Annotated in this window: 16 protein-coding genes and 1 pseudogene; 3 read left to right on the forward strand and 14 right to left on the reverse strand. The window is 63.0% G+C overall.

Going from position 1 to position 24,815, the window contains the following annotated elements:
* Positions 1-60: 60 nt before the first annotated feature.
* From tagH to tssA, 12 genes and pseudogenes are all read right to left on the reverse strand, one after another.
* On the reverse strand, positions 61-1,866 hold the full coding sequence (gene tagH / locus DK391_RS33050) for a type VI secretion system-associated FHA domain protein TagH (protein ID WP_109482212.1): 1,806 nt from the start codon (positions 1,864-1,866) through the stop codon (positions 61-63).
* Positions 1,867-1,916: 50 nt separating this feature from the next.
* Positions 1,917-3,905 (reverse strand): type VI secretion system tip protein TssI/VgrG, encoded by a 1,989-nt coding sequence (gene tssI / locus DK391_RS33055; protein WP_109482213.1) that lies wholly within the window; start codon positions 3,903-3,905, stop codon positions 1,917-1,919.
* A 1-nt stretch (position 3,906) separates the two neighbouring features.
* Positions 3,907-4,296 carry a DUF4280 domain-containing protein gene (locus DK391_RS33060; protein ID WP_109482214.1) on the reverse strand — a complete coding sequence of 130 codons (390 nt, stop codon included), beginning with the start codon at positions 4,294-4,296 and terminating at the stop codon, positions 3,907-3,909.
* Between the two features lie 32 nt (positions 4,297-4,328).
* A complete protein-coding gene (tssH, locus tag DK391_RS33065; RefSeq protein WP_109482215.1) occupies positions 4,329-7,028 on the reverse strand; it encodes a type VI secretion system ATPase TssH in 2,700 nt (899 codons plus the stop codon).
* Between the two features lie 4 nt (positions 7,029-7,032).
* Positions 7,033-8,058 carry a type VI secretion system baseplate subunit TssG gene (gene tssG, locus DK391_RS33070; RefSeq protein ID WP_109482216.1) on the reverse strand — a complete coding sequence of 342 codons (1,026 nt, stop codon included), beginning with the start codon at positions 8,056-8,058 and terminating at the stop codon, positions 7,033-7,035.
* Positions 8,043-9,920, reverse strand: coding sequence for a type VI secretion system baseplate subunit TssF (tssF, locus tag DK391_RS33075; RefSeq protein ID WP_109482217.1), 1,878 nt, complete (start codon positions 9,918-9,920; stop codon positions 8,043-8,045). The genes tssG and tssF overlap by 16 nt, the downstream gene beginning before the upstream one ends.
* A 4-nt stretch (positions 9,921-9,924) precedes the next feature.
* A complete protein-coding gene (gene tssE / locus DK391_RS33080; RefSeq protein WP_109482218.1) occupies positions 9,925-10,437 on the reverse strand; it encodes a type VI secretion system baseplate subunit TssE in 513 nt (170 codons plus the stop codon).
* On the reverse strand, positions 10,430-11,287 hold the full coding sequence (locus tag DK391_RS33085) for a type VI secretion system accessory protein TagJ (protein WP_109482219.1): 858 nt from the start codon (positions 11,285-11,287) through the stop codon (positions 10,430-10,432). The genes tssE and DK391_RS33085 overlap by 8 nt, the downstream gene beginning before the upstream one ends.
* A 124-nt stretch (positions 11,288-11,411) precedes the next feature.
* Positions 11,412-11,906 carry a type VI secretion system tube protein Hcp gene (locus DK391_RS33090; RefSeq protein ID WP_109482220.1) on the reverse strand — a complete coding sequence of 165 codons (495 nt, stop codon included), beginning with the start codon at positions 11,904-11,906 and terminating at the stop codon, positions 11,412-11,414.
* Positions 11,907-11,950: 44 nt separating this feature from the next.
* Positions 11,951-13,447 (reverse strand): annotated as a pseudogene (tssC, locus tag DK391_RS33095) (type VI secretion system contractile sheath large subunit).
* Between the two features lie 29 nt (positions 13,448-13,476).
* Positions 13,477-13,977 carry a type VI secretion system contractile sheath small subunit gene (tssB, locus tag DK391_RS33100; RefSeq protein ID WP_109482221.1) on the reverse strand — a complete coding sequence of 167 codons (501 nt, stop codon included), beginning with the start codon at positions 13,975-13,977 and terminating at the stop codon, positions 13,477-13,479.
* Positions 13,978-14,056: 79 nt separating this feature from the next.
* Entirely contained in the window at positions 14,057-15,091 is a 1,035-nt protein-coding gene (gene tssA, locus DK391_RS33105; RefSeq protein WP_109482222.1) for a type VI secretion system protein TssA, read from the reverse strand.
* 771 nt (positions 15,092-15,862) lie between these two features.
* On the opposite strand from tssA, the gene DK391_RS33110 reads away from it, so the two are divergent.
* From DK391_RS33110 to DK391_RS33120, 3 genes are read left to right on the forward strand one after another with little or no spacing between them, the layout of a single operon-like run.
* The gene (locus tag DK391_RS33110) at positions 15,863-16,597 is read left to right on the forward strand and encodes a hypothetical protein (protein ID WP_109482234.1); all 735 of its coding nucleotides are present in this window, start codon (positions 15,863-15,865) and stop codon (positions 16,595-16,597) included.
* Positions 16,573-17,361 carry a protein phosphatase 2C domain-containing protein gene (locus DK391_RS33115; RefSeq protein WP_109482223.1) on the forward strand — a complete coding sequence of 263 codons (789 nt, stop codon included), beginning with the start codon at positions 16,573-16,575 and terminating at the stop codon, positions 17,359-17,361. The genes DK391_RS33110 and DK391_RS33115 overlap by 25 nt, the downstream gene beginning before the upstream one ends.
* The gene (locus DK391_RS33120; RefSeq protein ID WP_239483021.1) at positions 17,362-19,380 is read left to right on the forward strand and encodes a tetratricopeptide repeat protein; all 2,019 of its coding nucleotides are present in this window, start codon (positions 17,362-17,364) and stop codon (positions 19,378-19,380) included.
* On the opposite strand, the gene DK391_RS33125 is transcribed toward DK391_RS33120, so the two are convergent.
* Entirely contained in the window at positions 19,377-23,111 is a 3,735-nt protein-coding gene (locus tag DK391_RS33125) for a filamentous hemagglutinin N-terminal domain-containing protein (RefSeq protein WP_109482224.1), read from the reverse strand. The two genes, DK391_RS33120 and DK391_RS33125, sit on opposite strands and share 4 nt — an antisense overlap.
* 8 nt (positions 23,112-23,119) lie before the next feature.
* Positions 23,120-24,808 carry a ShlB/FhaC/HecB family hemolysin secretion/activation protein gene (locus tag DK391_RS33130; RefSeq protein WP_109482225.1) on the reverse strand — a complete coding sequence of 563 codons (1,689 nt, stop codon included), beginning with the start codon at positions 24,806-24,808 and terminating at the stop codon, positions 23,120-23,122.
* Positions 24,809-24,815: the final 7 nt, after the last annotated feature.

Genomic DNA, 24,815 nt, shown 5'->3' on the forward strand with positions numbered 1-24,815 from the left:
AGATGTGTATAATAGACTGCTTTCGGGTCTGTTGCGTGGACTACTCGCGATGCAAGACGATCAGTGCTGGCCACCCGGGTCTGTCTTGCCGCTCTTGCGCGCGGCGAGCAGCGCGTCGATCTGTGCCTCGTAGGCTTCGTTGAAGGCCTTGCCGAAAAGACGCTGAAAGTCGTCCTCCGCTTCGCGCGCCACGCCTGCCTGACGCTCGACGAACAGATCCCATAGCTTTGCCTTGCGGTTCGACAAGACCTTCTCCATCACGCCGCCCGCTTTCAGTTGCGCTTCGATGCTGACGGGATCGAAGCGACCCAGCACCTCGGCCAGCGCCGCCCGCATGCCGACGATCACGGCCAGTTCGTGCGATTCGATATCGTTGAAGGCGCGCTCCAGTGCCTCAGCGGGCGGCAGATAACCGCTGCCACGGCCTGTGAGCATCTGCGCAAGCGCGCTGTCGACATCGGGGAAAAACTTCAGCGGATTGTTGTCGCGCGCGACGATCAGCGTGACGTCGAGACGCGCTTCGCGACGTGTCATCGAACGCGCCCGCAGAACAGCCATGGTGCCGCGCAGCGCTTCGCGCAGCATCATGCCGACCAGTCGCGCGAGTTGCTCCGGCGGCAGGTTCGGTGCGCGGGTCGGGTCGATGCCGAGACCTTCGAGTAAGGCGGCGAAGGTGTCGCCTTGCGGCGCTGGGGGGCGTGGCGGCGAGGGTTCGGACGCGACGGATGGTGCGGTGGGCTTGGGAGTCACTACGGCGGGCGTGATGCTCGCGGCAGATGTCGCTTCAGGTTCGTGTTGCGTGATGGCAGCTTGCTGCGCGGCGGGCTGGATCGGTGCAGGTGCAGGTGCAGATACAGGTGCAGGCACGACAGGCGCCGGCGCCGCCGCATCCGGCAGTGAAGACGCAGGCGCGATCTCCGTGAGGTCTTCCGGAATGAGCTTGCCTCCCGCCGGCGCAAGCAGATCGTCGAATGGTGTCGCAGCGCCGGCGCCTGGATTATCGAGCAGGCCTGGCGATAAACCTGTTGGCCCGCCTGCTGATGGCACCGAGGTCTGTGGCGCGCTTCCAAATGCAGGTGCCGGAGCAGGTGCTGGCACAACCGCAGGCGGCGGCGCAAAAAGCGGTGACGCATGCGCCGCACCCGTCTGCCCACCACGCGTTTGCGCCGGTGTTTCCCATTGCGCGAGCACATCGGCGAGTGGATCGTAGTCAGCGGGAATCCCACCGGGCGAAGCTGCCGACGGCCCCGGCACGACAGGCGCAGCATGCCCGGACGCCGAAGCAGAACCGGCACCAGAAGGCGCCGCAACCGGCGCGGAAAACGCCTGAAACTCCGGCGCCACATGATCGCTTTCCGAACCCGCGAAACGCGGCCCCGATGCAAGCGGCGCGCGCTCGCCGAACGCGGGCTGTCCCAACGGATCGAGCGCGCCAATCCCAAACGGATCGCCGAGCGCATCGCCAGGCAACGGCCCGTCGAGCACCTTTACGGCTGCCAGCGGATCGGCCAGCCCAGTGATGCTGCGCGCCCCCACCACACGCTCGGCAATCGCCACTTCCAGCAGATAGGTGCCGATCACCAGCCGGTCGCCATTCGCGAGACGCGCCTCGCGCGTGCCACCCAGCGCGCGCTGATTCAGCACGCTCGGGTTGCTGCCCAGATCGCACAGCAGATACTCGCCACCACGGAACTCGATGCGCGCATGCACGCGCGAAATCGCGCGCTGCTGGTCGGGCAGCACCAGCGTGCAATCCGTCGCGCGGCCAATGGTGCCGCCCGCCGGGCCGAACTCGACCGCAATCGGCTCGGCCACCGGCTCGTCATTGAAGCGCGCGACGCGCAACGAAAGAATCGGATCGTTCACTTGTCTCCCCGGCCTCCACGGCCAAGCTTCGCATCATGATTTGCGCGTCGTCATTTGAGTTTCTTCGTGCCGTCGTCGGCGTCTTTCGGCGCGGTCGGCGCAGTCGGCGACGAGCCGCTGCCCGAACCCGCCGAGCCGCCCGAGTTCAACAGGATCGGCGTCCCCGATACCGCGACGCTCGCGGGCCCCACCACCACGAACGCGCCACCCGCCTTGAGCGTGATGCTCACGCCCGCCTCGATCACGACATTCATGCCCGCCTTGATATGCACGTTCATGCCTGCATCGAGCGCGTAATCCATGCCGACCTTTTCCTGCAGCTTCTGGCTGACGTTCAGCGAATCGTTGCCGTCCACCTTGGCGTTGCGGTCGCCCGTCACGGCATCGTGGCGCGCGCCCGTCACTGCGATAAATTCATTGCCCGTGACCTTCAGATGCCGGTCGTTGCCGACATTGGCCAGCGTGTCGTTCTTGATCCACGATTCGTGGTCTTTCTCGGCGTGAAAGAACAGTTGCTCGCTGCCCTTCGTATCGTCGAAACGCATTTCGTTGAAGCCGCCACCGCCCTTGGTCGAATTGCTCTTGAGCGTCGATAGCGCGGAATTCGCCGGCAGATCGTAGGGCGGCATGGTGTTCGCGTTGTACACGCAGCCCGTCACGAGCGGCCGGTCGGGATTGCCTTCGATGAAATCGACCAGCACTTCCTGGCCGATCCGCGGAATGAAGAACGTGCCCCAGCGCTTGCCCGCCCAACTGTGCGACACACGCACCCAGCAACGCTTCATCCGTTCGCTGCTGTCGGAGGGCGGCGCGAACTGCTCCCAGTGAAACTGCACCTTGATGCGGCCATACTTGTCGGTGAGAATTTCGTCGCCGTCGGGGCCGACCACCATCGCGGTCTGCGGGCCTGCCGCCACGGGCGGCGGTGTGATGCGTTCGGCACGGAACTGGTTCTCCTTGCGCAGCACCGTAAAGCGGCAATCGAAGAACGGCAGCGCCTGCTGGTCGCTATAGCTCGACACGTAGACGTCCGAGTTGATTTCGTAATCGGCGCTGACCACCAGATAGTCGTGGTTCTGCGCATCGCACGCATGTTCCTGCAGCTTGAACAGGCCGCCCGGCCACACGCCGCGCGCGCTGGTGCGCCCGCTGATGCTGTCGTTGCGCGCCTGGCGGATTTCCACGCCCACTTTCGCGTAACGGTCGCCATCGCCCGATTCGATGTGGCCACTCAGATGCTCCTGCATCGTGTAGACGGGCGGGTCATAGACTTTCGGCCGCGTCGCGCGCGAAAGCAGTCCTTGCTGGTTACTCGACGACGGTTTCTCGAAGTCGTAATCGTTGACTTCGTACTTGCCCGTCTGCAGCTCCGCACCCGACGACCACTGATACACGCACTCCTTTTCCTGCACGGGTTCATACCAGCCGTCGTAGGAAATCGTCGCGTAGTGCGGGATCGACGTGTGGACATCGGCGGAATCGGTCAGCACGAGTGTGTGCTTGCCGCCCTTGTGCTCGAAGTAGTAGTAGATGCCCTCGTGCTCCATCAGGCGGCTGACGAACGCAAAATCCGTCTCGCGATACTGCGCGCAATGCTCCAGCGAAGGGTACGTCGCCGAGCATTTGTTGCTCAGGTCGATGTCGTAGTCCTGCAGCACCTTCGCGATGATGTCGGGCACCGTCATCTCATGAAAGAAGCGGCAGTGCGATGCGCGCGTGAGCAGCCAGAGCCGTGGCCGCACCGTCGCTTCATAGCGGGCCATGCGGTTGCGGGTCTTGTCGCCGGGCGCGAGCAGCCGGAACGCAGTGACGATGCCGTTGATCTGCCGCTCGCCGTCGGAAGGCAGATCGATCGCCACCGACATATCCTGGCCGAGCAGGTCGCCCGGTTTCAGATCGTTGCTCGCGCTGAGCAGATCCAGATGAAACTCGCTCAGGCGCCCCAGTTCCTCATGGCCCGTGAGACGCAGGAACAGCAGGTCGCTGCCGGCAGGCGCGCAACTGACGGTGACGTGGCGAGAGGTGTCCTGGCTGGTCATGTCACGGAATCATCGTCTTGACGGTGGCCGGGTTGACGATCGTGACCACGCCGCCCCAGTTGCACATGCACTTCGATACGTTATCGAGCGACGGCTGGTTGCCGAGCAGCACGGTCGGCGCGCCCGTCACCCACGGCGACAGCGTCGCGGGGATGCACGGCATCGGCGTCAGCACGCCGAGCGCCGCCGTGGTCGCGGCGGCCACCGTCGGGTTGGCCAGCGAACTGCACATGCCGAACGGCAGGATGTTGACGAGCGGCACGTGATCCATGATGTTGGCGGCAGGCGGCCCTTCGCCCATCACGAGGTTCACGGGCAGAACCACGAGCGTCGACGGCGCGGCACCGAACGAACATTGCAGCGTCGCGCCCATGCTGACCTGTTGCGGCATACAGACTCCGTCAATCAATGCGATACGTCCGCTCAATCGAACGCGTAGACGAACTCGCCCTCGCGTGCACCGATCTGCACTTTCGATACCGATGTGCCATTCATCATGCGCGTCAGGAACTCGTTGCTGATATGCGGTAGCAGCGTGTTCGTGAGAATCGCGTCGATCATCCGGCCACCGCTTTCCAGTTCCGTGCAGCGGCTGGCGATCAGCTTCACCACGTCGTCGTCATACGCAAAAGGAATCTTGTGCGAGGTGCGCACGCGCTTCTCGATGCGCCCAAGCTGCAACCGGATGATCGCGCCGAGCATGGCATCGGACAGCGGGTAGTACGGAATCACCACGACGCGCCCAAGCAGTGCAGGCGGAAACACCTTCAGCAGCGGCTCGCGCAATGCTTTCGCGATGCCTTCCGGCTCCGGCATCAACTCCGGGTCTTTGCACAGATTGGTGATGAGATCGGTGCCTGCGTTAGTCGTGAGCAGGATCAGCGTGTTCTTGAAATCGATCACGCGTCCTTCGCCGTCTTCCATCCAGCCCTTGTCGAAGACCTGGAAGAAAATTTCGTGCACATCCGGGTGCGCCTTTTCAACTTCGTCGAGCAGCACGACGCTATAGGGCCGCCGCCGCACCGCTTCCGTCAGCACGCCGCCCTCGCCATAGCCGACATAGCCGGGCGGCGCACCCTTGAGCGACGACACCGTATGCGCTTCCTGGTACTCGCTCATGTTGATCGTGATGACGTTCTGTTCGCCGCCATACAGCACTTCGGCGAGCGCCAGCGCTGTCTCCGTCTTGCCGACACCGGACGTGCCCGCCAGCATGAACACGCCGATCGGTTTGTTCGGATTGTCGAGACCGGCGCGCGAGGTCTGGATGCGCCGCGCGATCATCTCGGTTGCGTGGCCCTGGCCGATGATCCGCTTGTTGAGGTTCTCGGCGAGCTTCAGCACGTTCTCGATCTCGTTGCGCACCATGCGGCCGACGGGGATGCCCGTCCAGTCCTGCACCACCGACGCGACCGCCTGCTGATCGACAGTCGGCAGGATCAGCGGGTCGTCGCCCTGATGTTCCGCGAGCTTCGCCTGCAGTTCGCGCAGTGCGGCGAGTTGTGCTTCGCGCGTGGCTTCATCGGCGGGCGTCGGCGCGGGTGCGTCCGCTGCGCCTTCGACCTTGCCCGTCTCGTTGCGCAGTTGCGCGCGCAGATCGAGGATGCGCGTCACCAGCGCTTTTTCGGCTTCCCAGCGCGCTTCGAGTTCGGCCAGTCGCGCGCGTTCGGCTGTCACGCGCTCGGTCGCGACGGCGAGCCGTTCAGCCGTGTCCACACCTACTGCTGTCTCGCGTCCAATGATCTGCAATTCCGTTTCGAGCGCCGAGATGCGCTTTCTCGAATCGTCGACGGAAGGCGGCGTCGCGTGCTGGCTTACCGCGACGCGCGCACACGCCGTATCGAGCAGGCTCACCGATTTATCCGGCAACTGCCGTGCTGGGATATAGCGATGCGACAGCCGCACAGCGGCTTCGAGCGCTTCGTCGAGCACCTGCACCTTGTGATGCTTTTCCATCGTCGAGGTGATGCCGCGCATCATCAGCACGGCTTTTGTTTCGTCCGGCTCCGGCACCTGCACGACCTGGAAGCGGCGCGTAAGCGCGGGATCTTTTTCGATGTGCTTCTTGTACTCGGCCCACGTGGTGGCCGCGACGGTGCGCAGCGTGCCGCGCGCGAGCGCCGGCTTCAGCAGGTTCGCGGCGTCGCCCGTGCCTGCCGCGCCGCCTGCGCCAACCAGCGTATGCGCTTCGTCGATGAACAGGATGATCGGCTTTTCAGAGGCTTGCACCTCTTCAATCACCTGGCGCAGCCGGTTCTCGAACTCGCCCTTCATGCTCGCGCCTGCCTGCAGCAAGCCGACATCGAGCGTGCGCAACTGCACGTCGCGCAGCATCGGCGGCACGTCGCCCGCGACGATGCGCTGCGCAAAGCCTTCGACGACCGCCGTCTTGCCGACGCCCGCCTCGCCCGTCAGGATCGGGTTGTTCTGGCGGCGGCGCATGAGGATATCGACCACCTGACGGATCTCCTCGTCGCGGCCGACAATCGGATCGAGCTTGCCGCTGCGCGCCTGCTCGGTCAGATCGGTAGTGAAGCGCCGTAGCGCTTCCTGCTTGCCCATCGAGGCAGGCGGCACGCCGCCGTCCGCGCTGCCGGATTGCGCGGCAGCGGCGGCCTGCGAACCGTCGGTTGCCGTCATCTCCGCTTCGGGCGAGCCGCCGAGCAGGCTGTCGAATTCATCCACCAGCGCATCGAGCTTGACCCGCTCGAACTGACGCGAGATGCCATACAGCCCATTGCGCAGCGACGATGTCTTCAACATGCCGACCACGAGATGACCCGTGCGCACCTGATACTCACCGAACATCAGCGAGCCGAACACCCAGCCGCGCTCGACGGCCTCTTCGACCTGCGACGAGATATCGACCACCGAACTCGCGCCACGCGGCAAGCGGTCGAGCGCCTCCGTCAGATCGCGTGCGAGCGCCGACGGCTCGATGCCGAAATGCTTGACGATGCGATGCAGATCCGAGTCCTGCAACTGCAGGATCTGATGGAACCAGTGCACCAGTTCGATATACGGATTGCCACGCAGCTTGCAGAACACGTTGGCACTTTCTATTGCGCGGTAGGCCAGCTTGTTCAGCTTGCCGAACAACGCTGCACGTTTGATTTCGGCCATTTTGCTAGTCCTTCGATGAGTGTTGGGATGACGAAGCAGGATGCAATTTCAACTGACGCTGGTCCTGTTGCGCGGGGCCGCTCAGCAGCCAGCTGGTGTAGCCGAGCCGAGCGCGTTTTCCGAGCGCGAGACGCGGCACGTCTTCCTGTCTGAGCCACAGGTTCACATCCCAGTCGAGACCGTCGCGCACGTAGTTGCGCACCCAGTCCGTGAGCCGCCGCAGGCTGTCTCCGCCGGGCAGGAAACGTTCGTAGTCGGCCAGCGTCAACGGTCCGATGACGATGCGGAACTTGTGCTGGCAATCCCACACGCGCGCGCCAAGCAGCGTCGACATGCCAAGCGACGCCGAGCCGTCGCGCGCGCCCAGCCGTGACAGCGTGTCGTGCGGCAATGCCATCCAGTGGCCGATCCATTGCTCGATGCGCACGGGCAGATTGAAAAAGCGTGCAAGGATCAGTTGCAGTCCCTCCGCGGGACGCGTCGGCCCTGCCAGTAGGCCCGCGAAATGCAGCTTCGCGAAATCGGGCACGGCGTCGCGTTCGCGCAGTGCCGCTTCGCCGAGTCCAAACGTGCTGCCCACATAGACGGAAAACCGGTCGCGCTCTGGCCGGTCGAGACTCACGGTCGGCTGCGCATTGGCCCACGCGCGATAGAACAGCGACACCATCCGGTGATGGAAAATGTCGAGAAAGCGCGCGAAGGTGGGATCGTTCGCGTTGTGGGCACGGTCGCGCACGTACTCGGTCAGATGCACGGGCAGCGGACCGTGCGGGCCCATCAGGCCGAAGAAATTGACGGCCAGCCGCGCCGCATGGCCGTCTTTCGACGGAATCAGCGCGCCGAGCGTGCTCGGGTGAAAGATCAGCTCGGGTTCCTGCGAGAAGCGCACGGCATCATCGCGCGGGCGCACCGACTCGCCAATGCGCGGCTTGTCACGATGCGCGTTTTCGATCAGCCTCAGCGCCTGGAAAAAATCGAAGCGATAAGCGTGCGCTTCGAGTTCGCGCAGCAGTGTCAGAGCGTCCGGCATTGTCCGACCCTCGCTGGCCAGCGCATGATCTCGCCGCGCGACAGGGTTCTTACCACCGTCTCGGCGAATGAATTGATCGACACGTATTGCGCGAAGTAATGCGACAGCACCGCGCCGAGCAGGAATGCGCCCGCGCCTTCGAATGCAGCGTCGTCGAGTGTCAGCGTGATGGCGAGGCCGCGGCCGAACACGATCGGCCCCGTGGTGGGCAAGCGGCGCGTCACGGGTTGCGAGCCGATCGAATGCAGACCTTCGATCATGCGCTGGGCCGGTGCGTCGTCGACGGGGCAATAGAGGCTCAGCAGATCGCGCATCGCGCGCGCGCCCTCCTTCGCATCGCTATCCACCAGCGACGCATAGTTCAGCGACAGATGACTCAACCGCCGCCACGCAACGGCACCTTCCGCAAACGACGGCAGCGGCCGGCTCGGGCCGCTCACGCAGCGCACGCTTTCGATGGGCGCTTCGACATCGAGCGTGAAGTCGCTCGCGCCAAGACCGATCGATAACGTGAGCGGCAGATCGCGATTGGTGCACAAGACCTGCAAACCAAGCTGACGCAAGTCGCCGCGAAACGGCGCGTTGGCGGCATCCACCAGCGCAATGAAGGTCTCGCTGCCGAGATAGCTGGTGCGCGGGCCGCGCTCGGCCTGACGCGCCGAACGCACGCGCCGGTCGCGCCGCACCTGGTAATACGCGCCTGCGCCATAACCGGCGCCGAGATCGCGCGCGTGATAGAACGGCTCGAACTTCTGCTCAGCGGCGGCGCCCGCGCCATAGCCCGTCACTTCTTCGATCCGGTAGATTTCGAAATCCATCGGACGCGTGCGGTCGGCGACCACGTGATATTCGAACTGTTCCGCCGACAGCGCGATGCGATCGGTGCGGCGCGGAAACAGGTTGATCGCGGGCGTGCAGTAGAGCGCGAAATTCGATGCATCGACAGCCTGTTCGAGCATCGGGTCGCCGCGCTTCAGCAACACGATCACTTCGACTTCGTTGTCGTTGCAGCGGCGCAGTGCCTGCTGCAAGCCGTCGATCGCGACGAACATGAACCGCGCCGCGAACGCGAAATACTCCTGCAGCAGCCGGTAACCCTGAAACGATTGCCTGCCGATGGGCAGCAGCGCTTCGTCTTCGGCGAAGCCCATCGGCGCGACTGCCGTGGCGGGCAATTGCACATGCCATGTCGCAGGCCGCGACACAGGCATCACGACTACGCCCATCGCCGAGCCGATCAGGCGTTCGTAGAGACGCGTCGGCATCGAGTCGGTGCCACGCAGATACAGCACCAGCTTATCCAGTCTTAGCTGATTGACCTTCAGGCCGCCCGTCGCGCGCAGCCGCAGCCGCAGCCCCGCCTTGACGCCCGCAGGCAACGCGATATCGGCGCCGCCCAGCGATCCCGAATGCGTGAAGAACTTTGCATCGGCGATTTCCAGCGGCCATAGCGTCAGATCGTGCGCGCTGCGATACTCGCAACGCGTCGAGCCATTCTTGTCGAGCAGGCTGCGCAACGCGCTGCCGCGCGCAATTTTCACGCCTTCGGCAAGGCCCGCGTTACTCAGATCGGGCTGAATCTGCACCACCGCCATCGACGGCGTCGGCGCCAGATAATGCGGATAGACTAGTTCGGCGAGATGCTGCGTGAAGCGCGGAAACTCGGCATCGATCTTCAGTTGCACGCGCGCCGCGAGAAAGCTGAAGCCTTCGAGCAGACGCTCGACATACGGGTCCGCGCATTCGAGATTTTCGATCCCGAGCCGCCCGGCGATCTTCGGATACTCCTTCGCGAATTCGCCACCCATTTCCCGCAGGTGCTGGAGTTCCGCGCTGTAGTACTTGATCAGTTCCGGGTTCATGGATTCAGCGCACGCCGCTCTGGTCGATCACTCTGATTTCCCCGGCCTCCAGATCCAGTTCAGTCCTGAAATAGAGTCGCTCAGGGTACGGCTGCGCCCACAAGTCTCCTTCAATCAGAAACGACACGGTGTTGTGGCGACCCGTAGTCTCTTCCATCTGGATCGCCGTCACGCGCACGGTGTCGCGCAGGATGCGCGGCTCGAATGCCCAGATGGCGTCGCGCACATGCTTTTCGAGTTTCGCGGAATCGACGCCCGAAGCCGTCTTGCCGGCGATATCGGGAAAGCCATAGTTCAATACCGACGTGCTCACATACGGATAACCCGACAGGTCTTGTACCGAACTCAGGCCGTTTGCGTTGAGCAACCAGCCGAGATCGCGCTGCACGCTCTGACGCAGCGCGCGGATCGACAGCACGCGGCGCTCGCGCGCCTCCTGCTTCTGCTCGGGTTCGTGATCGGTGAGCCGGTCCAGCAGCGATGGCTGCAAGCGGTCGCGCGTGCTCAGCTCAGCCATGATCGGGTGCGGCTGCGCCGCCCTCGCTGCCTTCGTTGCTCTCGCGGTTCGACGGCGGCTCGGCTTCGACAGCCAGTTCGATGGTGCGCACATCGAGCAGCGCGTAGTCGTTCGCGTCGGTGGTGAGCATGCGTTGCCCGACAGGACGCGCGTGCGCTTCGTCGCCGATCCATTGCGTCAGATGCGCGAGCCACAGCGCGTGATTCTTTTCGGTCAGCGTGCCGGCGTAGCGCGTGGGAATCAGACCGACTGCCTGGCCGTCGTTGGCCCAGGTGAGGATGGCGGGCATCCAGACGCGGTCGCGCAGGTCGACAGGCGCTTCGATCTCAATGCGCTTGATGCGGAAAAACGGCACCCAGTAGTAACGGCCGTTGAGCACCAGTTCGAGCGTTGGACCAAGCCGCGTGTCGGCATCGGCGATCCATTCGAACGGTTCGCCATTCAGAGTTCCCGATGTCGCGGGCGCTTCGCCCAGCGCCTGGTCGCGCGCGGCGGCCGCCGCTGCCTGGTCGCCCGATGCATCGAGCCGCAACGCTTCGACCAGCAACGCGAGCCAGCTGGTCGGCTCGCCGAAAATCAGTGGCGCATGTGCGCCGTTAAACACGGCTTCGCGCAGCGCTTCACATTGCAGCGCTTCGCGATAGGTTTGCACCATCGGCAAGGCTGCCGCGTCGAGATCGCCCACCACGTTCAGCTGGGTCAATGCGCGATCCCACGCGCCGAGCACGGCGAGCAGCTGGAACAGGAAGACGCGGTGCGCCGCTTTCGACGGATCGCTGCGAACCTGCATTTGCAACAGGCGCAGACACTCGTCCAGATTACCTTCGCGCAAGCTTTCTTCTGCCGTCATCTCAGTTCGCTCCGTCAGGCGGGTTCAAGGCTGGCGCATCACGTCGCGATGCCGGTGCTCGCGCAATGGCATCGCCGCGCCGCCGCACCACATGCCCCGGGGCGCGGCGGCAAGCTCGCTGCTGCTAGCCGTTCGTGGCGTCGTTCTTCACGATGTTCCACTTCATTTCGACGACACCGCCTTCCTTCGCGCCCTTCGCGTTCTGCGGCTGATACTCGACGTGGAACTGCTCGAAGTTCAGCGTGATGTTTTCAGTGAAGCGATCCTCGCCGCCCGAGCCGCCCGTCGAATACGAACTGATCAGGCACGCAGTGAGCGTGACCTTGTAGTACTCGAGCGGATTGTCGCCGCCCGCCTTGCGTACCGTGAGGATGCACGAGTCGATATGCTTGCCCTGCGCGCAGGCCAGCATGATGGTCGGCGTGGACTTGTCGACGTACTTGGTAAACGAGATGTCCTGCACGTTCACCTTGCCCGCGCCACCGCCCGTTCCCATATGCATCGTGCCGCTCTGGCTCAGCCCCCAGCTCCATGCGAGTACATCGATTTCATCCTTATGGCTCTTGTCCTGAGACTCGCCCTTGATGTCACCGATCTTAATGAACATATCGACGGCCATGTTCTTCTCCACTCAAATGGTTCACCACTGACAATGGAATTCCGTCATGCCGCCTTGGCGGACGGAAGCTTCGAGACCAGCCGCAACGACACGGTCAGGCCTTCCAACTGGTAATGCGGACGCAGGAAAAACTTCGAGGTGTAATAACCGGGGTTGCCCTCGACTTCTTCGATCACGACTTCCGCCGCCGCAAGCGGCCTGCGTGCTTTCGACTCTTCCGTGGAATGCGCGGGATCGCCATCGACGTATTGCAGGATCCAGTTCTGCAGCCAGCGCTGCATTTCGTCCTTTTCCTTGAAGCTGCCGATCTTGTCGCGCACGATGCACTTCAGGTAGTGCGCAAAGCGGCTGCATGCGAACAGATACGGCAGGCGTGCGGCCAGATTCGCGTTGGCCGTCGCATCGGCGTCTTCGTATTCGGCGGGCTTGTGCAACGATTGCGCACCGATGAACGCCGCGAAATCCGAGTTCTTCTTGTGCACGAGCGGCATGAAGCCGTTCTTCGCGAGTTCGGCTTCGCGCCGGTCGCTGATGGCGATTTCCGTCGGGCACTTCATATCGACGCCGCCGTCATCGGTCGGGAACGAATGCACGGGCAAGCCTTCCACCGCACCGCCCGATTCGATGCCGCGAATCCGCGAGCACCAGCCGTACATCTTGAACGAGCGGTTGATGTTGGTCGCCATCGCATAGGCGGCATTGGCCCATGTGTACTTGCTGCTGTCGGCGCCCGCGGTGTCTTCCTCGAAATCGAACTCTTCGACGGGATTGGTCTTCGCACCGTAAGGCGCACGCGCGAGAAAGCGCGGCATGGCAAGGCCGATATAGCGCGAGTCTTCCGATTCGCGCAGCGAGCGCCACGCCGCATGCTCGGGCGTCTGGAATATCTTCGTGAGGTCGCGCGGATTCGCCAGCTCCTGCCATGAATCCATCAGCATCACCTACGGGTCCGCAGCCGAAATAAACGGCGCGTGCGCGGCGGCGGAAATTTTCGCCATCTGCGTCAGCAGATCGACGTCCGGACCGCTGTTATCGAAGTAGTAATCGGCCACCAGCGCGCCATACGGTTCGCCGCCGAACTGGCCGTACTCTTCTTCGTAGAGCTTCTTGAAGAACGGGCTTTGATCCCACGCGGTGCCTTTGTATTTCTTGAGCGTCTTGTGCAATTCGCCCTTCGAAATGTTCATCACGCGGATCTTCAGCGTTTCGTCCGTCTCGGTGTTGTTCACCAGATAGTGCAGACCGCGCCACGCGCTCTCTACTTTCTGGAACTCTTCCGAGTGAATGATCAGGTTGATCTGCTCGCTCAGCTTCTTGTCGATCTGCGCGATCAGGCTCTCGATGGTCGCAAGCACGTCATTGGAAATGACGGCGGTATCGCGCAGCGCCTGTTCGGCGAGCGTGCGCACGGCCGTTTCGACGGCTTCTTTGGCCTTGTCGCTTTTGGGCTTGAATTCCTTTTGCAGCAGACTCGCGAAGTCGCTCATCTCGAGCGCGCCCTCGGTCTGCTGGACTTGTCCTTCCGGGGTAGGTTCAGCCATGGTCAGACTCCACTGTGAGTGAGTCGCGCTTATTCCTGTGGCTTCGGCGCGGATGCGAGCGATTGCAGCAAGGCCGGGTCGTTCAGTACTTTCGCGATCAAATCTTCCGCGCCCGTCTTGCCATCCATATACGTCAAGAGGTTCTGCAACTGGCCGCGTGCCTCGAGCAGCTTCGCCAGCGCATCGACCTTGCGTGCAACGGCAGCGGGAGAAAAGTCGTCCATGCTTTCGAAGGTCATGTCGACGGCCATATTGCCTTCGCCCGTCAGCATGTTCGGCACCTGCACCGCAACACGCGGCTTCATCGACTTCAGGCGCTCATCGAAATTGTCGACGTCGATTTCCAGAAACTTGCGGTCCGCGACGGGTGCGAGCGGATCGGCAGGCTGTCCGGAAAGATCGGCGAGTACGCCCATCACAAAGGGCAGATTCACCTTCTTTTCCGAGCCGTAAACCTCGACGTCATACTCGATCTGCACGCGCGGCGCGCGATTGCGTGCAATGAATTTCTGGCTGCTTTCCTTGGCCACGACAGTTCCCCTGGTTGACGCCGCACCGTCGACAGGCGGAGCGGCGTATCAGTTACGATGCTGACGACTCCCCCGACGACTACTCTTCGATACCGCCAACCTGCCGGGCCTGTCCGAGACCTTCCGGCGCGAGGTCCTGCAATATTTCAATGAAGCTCTTGTCCACCAGACGACGCGCCCGCATCAGCAACAGCGGCACGGGACTCGACGGCTCCTGCTTTTCGTAATAGGCGCAGATCTTGTCCAGCTGACGGATCACGTCCTGACGGCTGTTGACCTCGCCGCTGGGCGCTGCACGCGCTGCCCCACCCGTGCTGCCTGCAGCAGCCTCTTCGCCTTCGCCACCGGATGCTTCTTCTGCCGCCTGCTCGCCGGCGTCACTGACCCGCTCACCGAGAAAATGGGCCGCCTGTTGCAACAGACGCGACAGTGGCGACAGGTCAATCGACTGGGCTGCGCCAACACGTTCGGTCAATAGCGTTTCGATCCGCGTATTGCTCTGGCGCGCGGCCAGTAACGCGGCGTGCACGTTGGCCGCTTCGTCGCGCACATCGGCGATGGCGGCGTCGATGGAGGCGAGCGTGGGCGGCTCGACGCCATCGGGCACGGGCATGTCGCCCGTCGCATATTCGATGTCGCGCAACCTGACGATGCCGTGCGTGCGCGATGCGGCCAGCGCGGTGTCGCGCACGTCGAGCAGCATCCCCGACGCTTCGACCAGCACGGCAAGCGCATTGATGCGGGCGGTGGGATCGTTGTCGTCGTCAGGATCGAGTTGAGGATGCACATGATCCCAATACTGTTCCAGCAACCCTTCGATCAGCGCCATCCCTTCCGCCAGCCCGACGAAGCCCTGGCGGTTCAGGAGCGCGCGCGCAAGATGCGCGGCCACGCGCAGATCGCGGCTCTTGCTGAACAGTTCGAGTGAGAGCGACTGGGCGACTTTCCAGTCAGGCGGCGTAGCGGCGACGACGGTATCGCCATACTGCACTTCCGGCTTGCCATGCACGACCTGTTCGAGTTCGAGAAACATCGGGTCGTACTCGACGTCGTCCCCGCACGGACTGTCAGGCGAAAGTTCAGCAAGCAGCACCCCGGGATCGAGCGTGGCCATTGTTGTATCGGCTTCAGTGTGAAACGAATAGTTTTAGCGTGCTCATCCCGCGCGACGAGGCACGCCACGGTAACTACCGAATGCGGTCTTCCTCAAACCGAATTACAACAAATAGATATGTAATGCCTTTAGGAATACGTGATGCCGTAATGTTCTTCGACAGGCATTCAGGCAACAGACCGATATGAGCATAGCACGCAATATTCAAATTAAAAGGAGCGCATGCATGGTCTCGAATTCGAAAGAAGTGGCGCTTAAAAAAGAATGAAATGTACGTTCGTACGCAGCTTGCAACAAACACGATGATGCCTTTGTGCAGCGCGTATTTACCTTGCGCTATAAGGTTTCATCGAAAATTTATTGATAACGGATTACTCACCAATCGAGATCATTGTCATCAGTAAACGTCGCGCGTTTACGAAATTGAAAACATGCAGGTACTCAATTTGACAAGGTAAACCCTCATATAGCTTTTGTCGCCTTCTGTGCAATACCTTAAGCGTTGCTTTTCGCAGTGTTTCGGTGAAAATGTGTTCCTCGCATCGCGCTGAATGACGTCGCGATGCGAACCCTGGCGGCATTCCGGTTTCCCTGCCTCAATCGAACTGACACGTATCGCACATCGGGAATTGAATCCGCACAGCGTGACACTGTGCTCAACATGCGGGGTGACATGTGACACACATCGAAAGCGCACACGCGTCCGACTGCGTTTGCGACAGTGCGTTGCCGGACTTGTGGCAACGGCGCACGTCGCTCAATCGCGACGAGATGGCGTCGATCTATACGGTCGTGCGCCGCGCATTGCAGGCTTATCATCCATTCGAATTGCAGGCACTCGGCGAAGACAAGGAAGAACTCATTTCGCAGTTCATCTACTTCAAGGTATTTCGCCTGGAAGCCACCAATCCCCATCCGGAAGCGTTTCCACTTCATAGCGCACCATCGACGGGGCATGCCGTGTGTGCGTACTTTCGACGTTATCTGATCGATTGCCTGCGCAATGCCGCCCATCAACGCAACGTCTCGTTCGACGATGAGAACGTGCACGCCGAAGTCGAGCAGCAGGTTGCCGCGCAGAGCGATCCCGTCGGCTCCGTGCTGATCCAGTACGGGCTCGACGAGCCATGCGTGCGCGAATCCGCCACGCGCTTCATTGCGGGACTCGACGAACCCGACTGGCTGCTGCTGTCAGGCAGCCTCGGCTGGCTGTCGAATGAAAAAGGCGGCCTGTCGCAGATCGCGGCGCGCTACCGGATCGCGTCGTATCACTATCGCGCCCGCAAGCTCGGCGTGACGCTGAAAAAAGGTTCCCTGCCCGCCGACTTCGCTGCAACGAGCATCGGCGAATGGATCGAACATACGCTCGGCATCGACATTGCCGTGGAGAACCGTGTTGCGATACTGATCGTGCTGGGCATTCTCTCCGAGCAGTCGCGCGCACCGTCACCGGCCGAGACCGATTCCGCCAGAGGCTTCCTGTGCGACTTGCCACAGCAAGCCTGAGCGATCGCGGCGGCCGGCCGCGCAACGAGGACGCGACGGGCGACTGGTCAAGCGAGCGTCTCTATTACTGCGTGCTTGCAGACGGCGCCGGCGGCCATGGCGGCGGCGATACGGCGTCGGCCATCGTCGTCAATAGCGTGCTCGCCGACCTGCGCTATCTGACCGTCGCCGAGTTGCCGCCCACGGGGCAACGCCTCGTGCGCGCCATCGAACATGCAAACGCAAACATTCTCGAAGAACAGGCGCATGGCGACGCAGCATTGAAAGACATGCGCTCGACCGTCGTGCTGCTGGCCATCGACTGCGAACTGCGCACTGCAGCATGGGCGCATTGTGGCGATTCGCGGCTTTACTGTTTTCGCGGCGGACAAGTGAGCGTGCAAACGCGCGATCACAGCCTGGTTCAGGAGATGGTCGATGCGCACCTGATCAAGCCTGGCGACGCGCGTCATCACCCGCGCCGCAATGTGTTGCTTGCCGCGCTCGGTACGCCGGGCGAACTCGACATCGACAGCTTCGATGGCACGTTTGCGCTGCTCGATCGCGATGCGTTCCTGCTTTGCAGCGACGGCTTGTGGGAGTATGTCGACGAGACTTACATGAGCGAGGCGCTGGGCGGCGCCGCGACGCCGGATGCATGGCTCGGCGCGCTCGCGGCACGCGTGCGCAGCATGGCGCCCGCAAGCCACGACAATTTCAGCGCGCTGGCCGTCTGGATCGCCGATCCCGACGATATGCAATCGACTGTGCTGAAGGTGAGTTGAGTGACGCCGGTACAACCCGACGCGCTGCATCGGCTCGGACTGCTCGCCTGTCAGACCGGCCAACGCGATGCCGGCATTGCGCTGATGCAGCAGTCGCTGGCGGCAAGACCGGATGCCGTGTGCTGCAACGATCTCGGCATCGTGTTGCGCGAACAGGGGCGGCTCGCGCAGGCTATCGCTCATCTTCGCCAGGCGCTCGCGCTGCAGCCGGACTTTGCAGAGGCCCATAACAATCTCGGCAATGCCTTGAAGGATGCGGGCGATCTGCAGGCAGCAGAAGCGAGCTATCGCAAGGCCATCGCATTGCGCCCGGACTTCGCGCAGGCTTACGTGAATCTGTCCGCTGTATTGCGCCGTCAGCAATCGCACATGCTCGCGGTGACGACTGCGTTGCGCGCAGTGGAACTCGCACCGGCACTGGCTGAAGCACATAACAATCTGGGCAATGCGTATCAGGGACTCGACGATCTCGCCGCGGCTGCCGCCAGCTATCGGCGCGCACTCGAACTCAATGCCGCCGATGCGTCCGTGCATCACAACCTGTCGCTGGTGCTGCTCAAGCGCGGGCAGTACGCCGACGCGCTCACGCATTGCCGCCGTGCAATCGCGGCGGGCGCACCCAATGCATCGATGCATGTTTGCCTTGGCGATATTCTGCGCGCACAGGGCGATCTGGACGGCGCGATCGATGCATATCGCGCAGCTCATCGTCTTGATCCTGACAGCACGACATTGGCGCTGCAACGTCTGCTGTTCTGCTCTGCCGGTTCTGCGCGCGTCACGCCACAGCAGTTTCTGGAAGACGCCCTGCGCCACGGCCGAGTCATGGCAAGCCGGGCGCAACCATTCGTGCATGACCGTTGGCAACGCGCCGCTCAATCGGCGGGCCGGGCGTTGCGCGTTGGCTTCGTTTCGCCCGATCTCCGGTTGCACCCTGTCGGCATCTTTCTTGAGAACGTGCTCGCGCACCTCGACAGCACCCGCGTTGAACCCATTGCATACGCCACGCGTTCCGACGAAGACGAGGTCAGCGCGAGACTCAGAAAGCACTTCAGCGCGTGGCACAGTCTCACGGGAATGGACACCGGGTCAGCGGCGCGGCGCGTGTTCGACGACGGCATCGACATACTGATCGATCTGGCGGGTCACACCGCGTGGTCCGGCCTGCCGATGTTCTGGTGGAAGCCTGCACCTGTACAGGCAAGCTGGATCGGCTTCTTTGCGACCACGGGATGCGAGGCGATGGATTACATCATCGGCGACCGCCATGTATTGCCCGCAAGCGAACAAGGCCATTTCGTCGAACAGCCCTGGCGTCTGCCTGAAAGCTATCTGTGCTTCACGCCGCCGCCCTATTGCATCGATATTGCGCCGCCACCGATGCAAACAACCGGCGCAGTCACGTTCGGCTTTTTCGGCAAGCTCATCAAAGTCACCGACGACGTTATCGCGCTCTGGTCAGAACTGCTGCGCGCCGTGCCACGATCCCGTCTCTACCTGAAGGCACTCGAACTCGAATCACACGATGTCCAGCACATGCTGGCACACCGGTTCGCTGTACATGGCATCGCGCCCGAGCGTCTGATTCTCGAAGGCGCATCACCCAGAGCGCACTATTTCGAAGCCTACAATCGCGTCGATATTGCGCTCAGCCCGTTTCCCTACTCCAGCGGCACGACAACGGTAGAAGCGTTGTGGATGGGCGTTCCCGTCATTGCTCTTGCAGGCGACCGCTTTGTCGCGCACATTTGCGAAAGCATGTTGCATGCTGCAGGGCTCGCAGAGTGGATCGCTCCGAACCGGCACGCGTATGTGGCAAAGGCCATTGCCTTGGCGAGTGACGGTGCGACGCTCACGCATGTGCGCCAGACGTTGCGCGCACGCATACTAGCCTCGCCGCTTGGTGACGCACATCGATTCGCGCGGAACCTGGAATCAGCCTTTCACGCGATGTGGCAACGCTATCTGAATAGCGACATGGCAACGGCAACAAGCAGTATCCATTCAGATCGACACTAAAAATCGCCGCAACCATGCGCGCTGTTGAGCAACATGCAACTGTTCAGATTCGGTTGCGAACGCACACGCTTCCATTCGACTGCCAGCAGATCCTGCGTATCGCCCGGTGGCGCCGTGCTGAATAGCGGCTGGTTCGATCCAATGCAGATGTTCGCGCCTTGCAGGTTGTTCTCGTAGACGAAGGTCTGTTGCTCGCTGCTGAAGAACGATTGCAAGCCCGCCTGGGCGACGGGATTGAGCACGGGTATCACCGTCAGCGCGCCTGGCACTTCATCGACGATATAACCGACGCTCGACGCATAGTTCGGGTTGGTCGGATACTGGCCCGGCAGCGAATTGCCGTTGGCGGGCGTGGTCACGGAACCCGTCAGCGTGCCGCTCGCCGTGTCGCCGTTGATCAGACCGCTGGTGCTGATGGTGAAGACGGGGTTCGGTGCGCCCGCGAAGCGCGTCGCGCCATTGGCGCTCACGATCACGGTCGGTCTCGCGATGTACACATAATGATCGCCCGTCGTGGACACGGTGCCGCCCCAACTGCAACCCGCGCCGAAGGTGCAACCGTAGAAGTTCGGCTGCGTCGTGTTGGGTTGCACGTTGCCGCGTGTTTCGCCTGTCCATGTGCTGGCCCAGATGCGCCAGCCATTGGCCGCGCTCAGTGCGCCTGCGCTGCCCGCATTGAAGAGTCCGTTTTCGGCGACGAGATCGACCGTGCCGCCCGCACTCAGACCACTGTTGAGCGCGAGATTGCCCGTGGTGGCCTGCGCCACCAGATTGCCTGTCAACGTCGAGTTGCTGCCGTTCAATGTGATCAACTGGCCCGTGGTCGAGTCGTAGCTCTGACTGGTAACGGGACCGATGGCGAAGCCCTGCGAGTTCGTGAAGTTCACGTTGCCCGCGTTGACCATGGCCAGCACGCCGACGTTGTTCTGCGGATCGCTCAGCGTGAAATTTCCCGGTCCGGCGAGCAGCAGATTCGCTGCCTGGATGCCACCCGGATCGGTGCCCGGCCCCGCCGACGACAAGGTCAACGTATAGCCCGGCAGCGACATGCCATCGTTCATCGCAATGCCCTGGCTGCCCGCGCCGGGATTGGCCAGCGTCAGGTTGGTGGTGAAGACGGGCTTCTGCGTGCAGGGCGTGCCATCACATCCGGCGCCGCCCACTGTGAACTTGCCCGTCTGCGTGGTGCTGCCGAGCACGACGTTCTGAAAGCCACTGAACTGTCCGTAGAACATCGCTTCGTCGATGCTCAGACCCTGCACCGTCACGAACAACCCGATCGGCAAGGCGTCGCCACTGGTAAAGCCAAAGGTCGCCGGGTCCACGCCACCGGGAACCAGCGTCAGCGTGCCACCACTGGACGTGATCTGTGCCGTCACGCCCTCGATCGACAGGCTGCTGGTCGTGTTGTCATTCATCGCGCGCAATGTCACGTTGCCGCCCGTGCCCGCTGAAATCTGGGTGCAGCCGCTGCACTCCTCCGTGATCTGCACGCCGGGCAACGGCTGGTTGGTCGCGCCTGCGATGGATACCGACCCACCCGGCCCGGTCGCCAGAATCTTCGAGTCGAGAATGTTGACGCCGATCCCGTTCGCGTTTTGCGCAGGCGTACCTGTGCCCGTATAGACACCGCGAATGTCGATCGAGCCGCTTTGCGTGCTAATGGTCGAATCGAGAATATCGATCCCCTCGGTCGCGAAGGTCGTGCAGCCGTTCCCTGGTCCCGCGGCGGCGCCATAGAGCGCGATATTGCCGGAGCCGGTCGTCAGCGTCGCCCCTTCGAGTTCGAATCCGGGGACGTTCGTGCCGCTCGAAGTGGTGATGCCCTGATTGGCTTCGAGATCGATCGATCCCGCACCTGTCGTGACCGAGACGCCATACCCGAGCGTGATCGCCGACGCGAAGTTGCCCGGCAGGCTCGAACCGTGAATCGTCACCGATCCATTATCGACGCCGCCCGGCCCGGTGACGCGCGTATCGATGTTGCTGCTGAAGCTGACCCGCACGCCGTCGCTGGATTTGCCATCCAGTCCGGCGCCGATCGTCACGCTGCCACCGTTCGTGAGCAGCTGTCCGTCGAGTTCGATGAAATTGGTGCCGGCCGTCGCCTTCGACTGGTTCGCCGTGAATACGAGGTTCAGCGAACCCGCCGATGCCGTGATGCTCTGGTCATCGAGCAGGATCGAGCCGGCGGCGCTGAGCGTCAGCGTCGGCACGAAAGCAGAGGCTTCCGTCTTGTTGATGGGCGTTTCGATGTAGATGTTGCCCGCCTGTCCGCCTCCCGTTCCCGTCGAGATCGTCACCGATGTGCCGGCGTTGAGCGGTCCTTCGATCTGCGACTCGGTGAAGGCACTATTGTTGCCCTCGGCGGTGAAGGTGATCGGCGGCGGTGGCCCTGCGGGGAGATCTTCGGCGCGCACGCCTTCCTCTTCCTCGTCGCCGACGAGATAGACATCGAATGGATCGAGCAACCACGTGCCGCCTTTTCCGTGCGGCGCCGATGCATCGATCGTCGCGCCCGTGGTATCGAGGTAATGGCCCGAGGTTTCGATCATCCCGCCATTGCCGCCTTGTGCACCGCCCTTCGCTGTCAGCGTGCCGTACAGGCGGCTCGCCGTCGTGCTGAACGCGACGACGTGGCCACCGTTGCCGTTCGTCAGCGCGTCGGCGTGAATGCTCGCCGTCGGTGACATCCACACGGCATTGGCATTGCGGAGATCCGCATCGCCACCTGCCGCGCCGCCGCCGAAGCGCACCGTGCCACCACCCGCTGCGCCGCTGGCATCGATGCGCGCGCCATCCGTGAGGGCGACGTCGTAGCCCGTCACATCGACCTTGCCGCCCGCGAGGCCCGCACCGCCCGTTGCATCGAGCGTGCCGCCGACCATCGCTACGCCATTGGTGCCACCATCGAGCACGATATGTCCGTTGCGCTCGGCAAGGCTTTGCGCACGCACGATGCCCTGCTGGTTGATCACCACGCCCGCGAGCGCATCGGCTGTCTGCGCGCTCATGACCACCATGCCGCCATCGGCAGCGAGCGTGCCCGTGTTGCCGATCAGCGCATGCGCGGCGCCTCCGTTTATCTTCAGCGTGGTCAGGCCGTCGCCGGCGAAGTCGATGGTAATGTCGTTGCCCGCGCCCAGCGCGACCGTTCCCAGTTTCGCGGTCACTATCCCCGCATTGCTGACGCTGCCGCCCAGCAACGCAATCGTGCCGCCTGGCCCGGCGATCAGCGTGCCGGCGTTGCTGACGGGCGCGACCGAATTGCCGACGAAGCGGAAATTGCCCGCCAGAAAATCGGCGTTCGAAATGTTGAGCGTCGACGCCACCAGCGACCCGACATTCACCGACGAACCGGGCGCGAAGATCACGCCCGCCGGATTGATGATGAACACCTTGCCGTTCGCGCGCAGTTGCCCGGCGATGGTGCTCGGATTGTTGCCCATCACGCGATTGAGCAACGCCGCCGACGATGAAGGCTGCGCGATCGTCACGCCTTCGTTTGCGCCGATCGAGAAGGTGTTCCAGTTGACGATGGCCTTCGGCGTGGTCTGCGTGATGGTCATCTGACCGGCGCCCGGCGTGTTGACGTTGACGTTGCCCGACACGACCTGGGCGCCCGTCGGATTCGCCAGCGCGCCGGGCGCGCATGCCGCCGCGAACAGCGCGGCCACGGCGCTCGCAACGGCGCCAGCACGCCGTTGTCGCAGGTTGATTGGCTTTCTCATCGCCCACCTCAGAACGTCTTCGTCAGTTGCACGTAAAAGCGCGGCACCTTGTCGTCGCCGGACGTGTCGGAGCCTGTGGTGCGCCATGCCACTGTGCCCTGCAACGCAATACCGCCGGGCGCGATCAGGTAAGCGCCAAAGCCCACGCCGCTGCGCGTGATGATGTTCGGCCCCTGGTTCGGCCGCGAATTCGCGTTGTACCAGCCTGTGCCGTAGTCGAAGAAACCGAACACGGTTGCCTTCGAATTGACCGCGTAGCGTCCTTCGACCGTCGCGACGAAGCCTTCGTCGACCAGCCCTTCCGACGGCGAATACGCGCGCACGGCGTGCGGCCCGCCGAGCAGGAAGCGCGACGAGTTGTCGAGCGTCGTAGCCGCCCACTGTCCCGAGATGCCCGCGAACATGCTGAAGCGCTCCGTGACGGCATTGAGGCGGTTCGCAAAGAAGGTCGCACGCATCTCGTTGCCCTCGGTGTTGCGTCCGAACGCGGAGGCATCCAGTTGCTCGTTGGCCGCATTCCTGAAATGCAGGCTGCCGATCAGCAGTTCCACATCCGCGCTGTTGAAGCCGCCACCGAACACCGCATCGCGGCCTTCGTAGCTCAGGCCGATGCTGCCTTCGATCAACGATCGCGGATTGTGCGAATCCACCGCGCCGATGTTGTCGATGAGATCGCGATACTCGAGGTTCGCGCGCGCCAGCAGGTTCTGGTTGCGGGTGCGCAACAACGGATGCGTCACCGTCAGGTCGGCGACGGTCGCTTCACCCTGCGCATCGAGCGAAGCGAACTCCTTGCCGAGCGAGTAATTCAGCCGCGACAGCGCAATGCCCACGCGCGTGCCATACGCGTTGACGGGCGCTTCATAACCGATACGGCCATACGCGGTATCGAGCCGCTCGCTGGCGAGCACCCGCACATCGAGGTTATCGCCGATCATGAACGGCGAATTGAAACGCGCCAGCGCGCCCAGTCGCCAGGTGCCGCTCGAATCCGCGCCGTAGTTGTCGAGATCGACCGCGAAGGTCCAGCGCTTGGCAGGCGCGACGCTGATGGTCAGATCGACGGTGCCGGGTTCGTCGCCTGTTTCTATCGCCGACGTCACGACGATGCCCGGCAGGTCCGACAGCAGCAGCATGGTGCGTTCGAGATCGTGCTGCTGCAGCGGCTGGCCGACGGGAATCTGCGCGACGCGCTCGCGCAGCAGGTTTTCGCGGATCGGCGTGCCTGCCGCAATATCGAGCCGCACATGGCCGACGCGGCCTTCGAGCACCGTGAATTCGACCGTGCCTGCGCTCACGTCCTGCGCGGGAATCACCACCTGCGCAAGCAGATAGCCGCGCGTGCGATAGACCTGCGTGATCTTCGCCGCCATCGCTTCGAGATCCGCGAAACCGATCTGCTTGCCGATCTGGTCGCGCACGGGCGCAAGCAGTTCGTCGGACGGGATCGTGTCGTTGCCCTGGACCGTGATGCCCTTGAGCACGAAGGGCGGCCCCGCCGCCGTCACGGGCGGCGCGCCCGGTTGCGGCGGCACGGCGGGCAGCGCCTGGCCGCCGCCGGGAGGCGCTGGGCGCGTGTCGCGCGGCGCGGTCTGCTGCAGGATGCTGCCCGCCTTCGGCAGCGTCTGGCCCCAGGCGATCGTTCCACTGCCACTGCAGGCCAGCAACGCCGCTGCAATCAGTCGGAGTCTGTTCATTGTTCTT

This window comes from Paraburkholderia sp. C35, from assembly GCF_003121405.1.
In the GTDB taxonomy this organism is placed as follows: Bacteria; Pseudomonadota; Gammaproteobacteria; order Burkholderiales; family Burkholderiaceae; genus Paraburkholderia.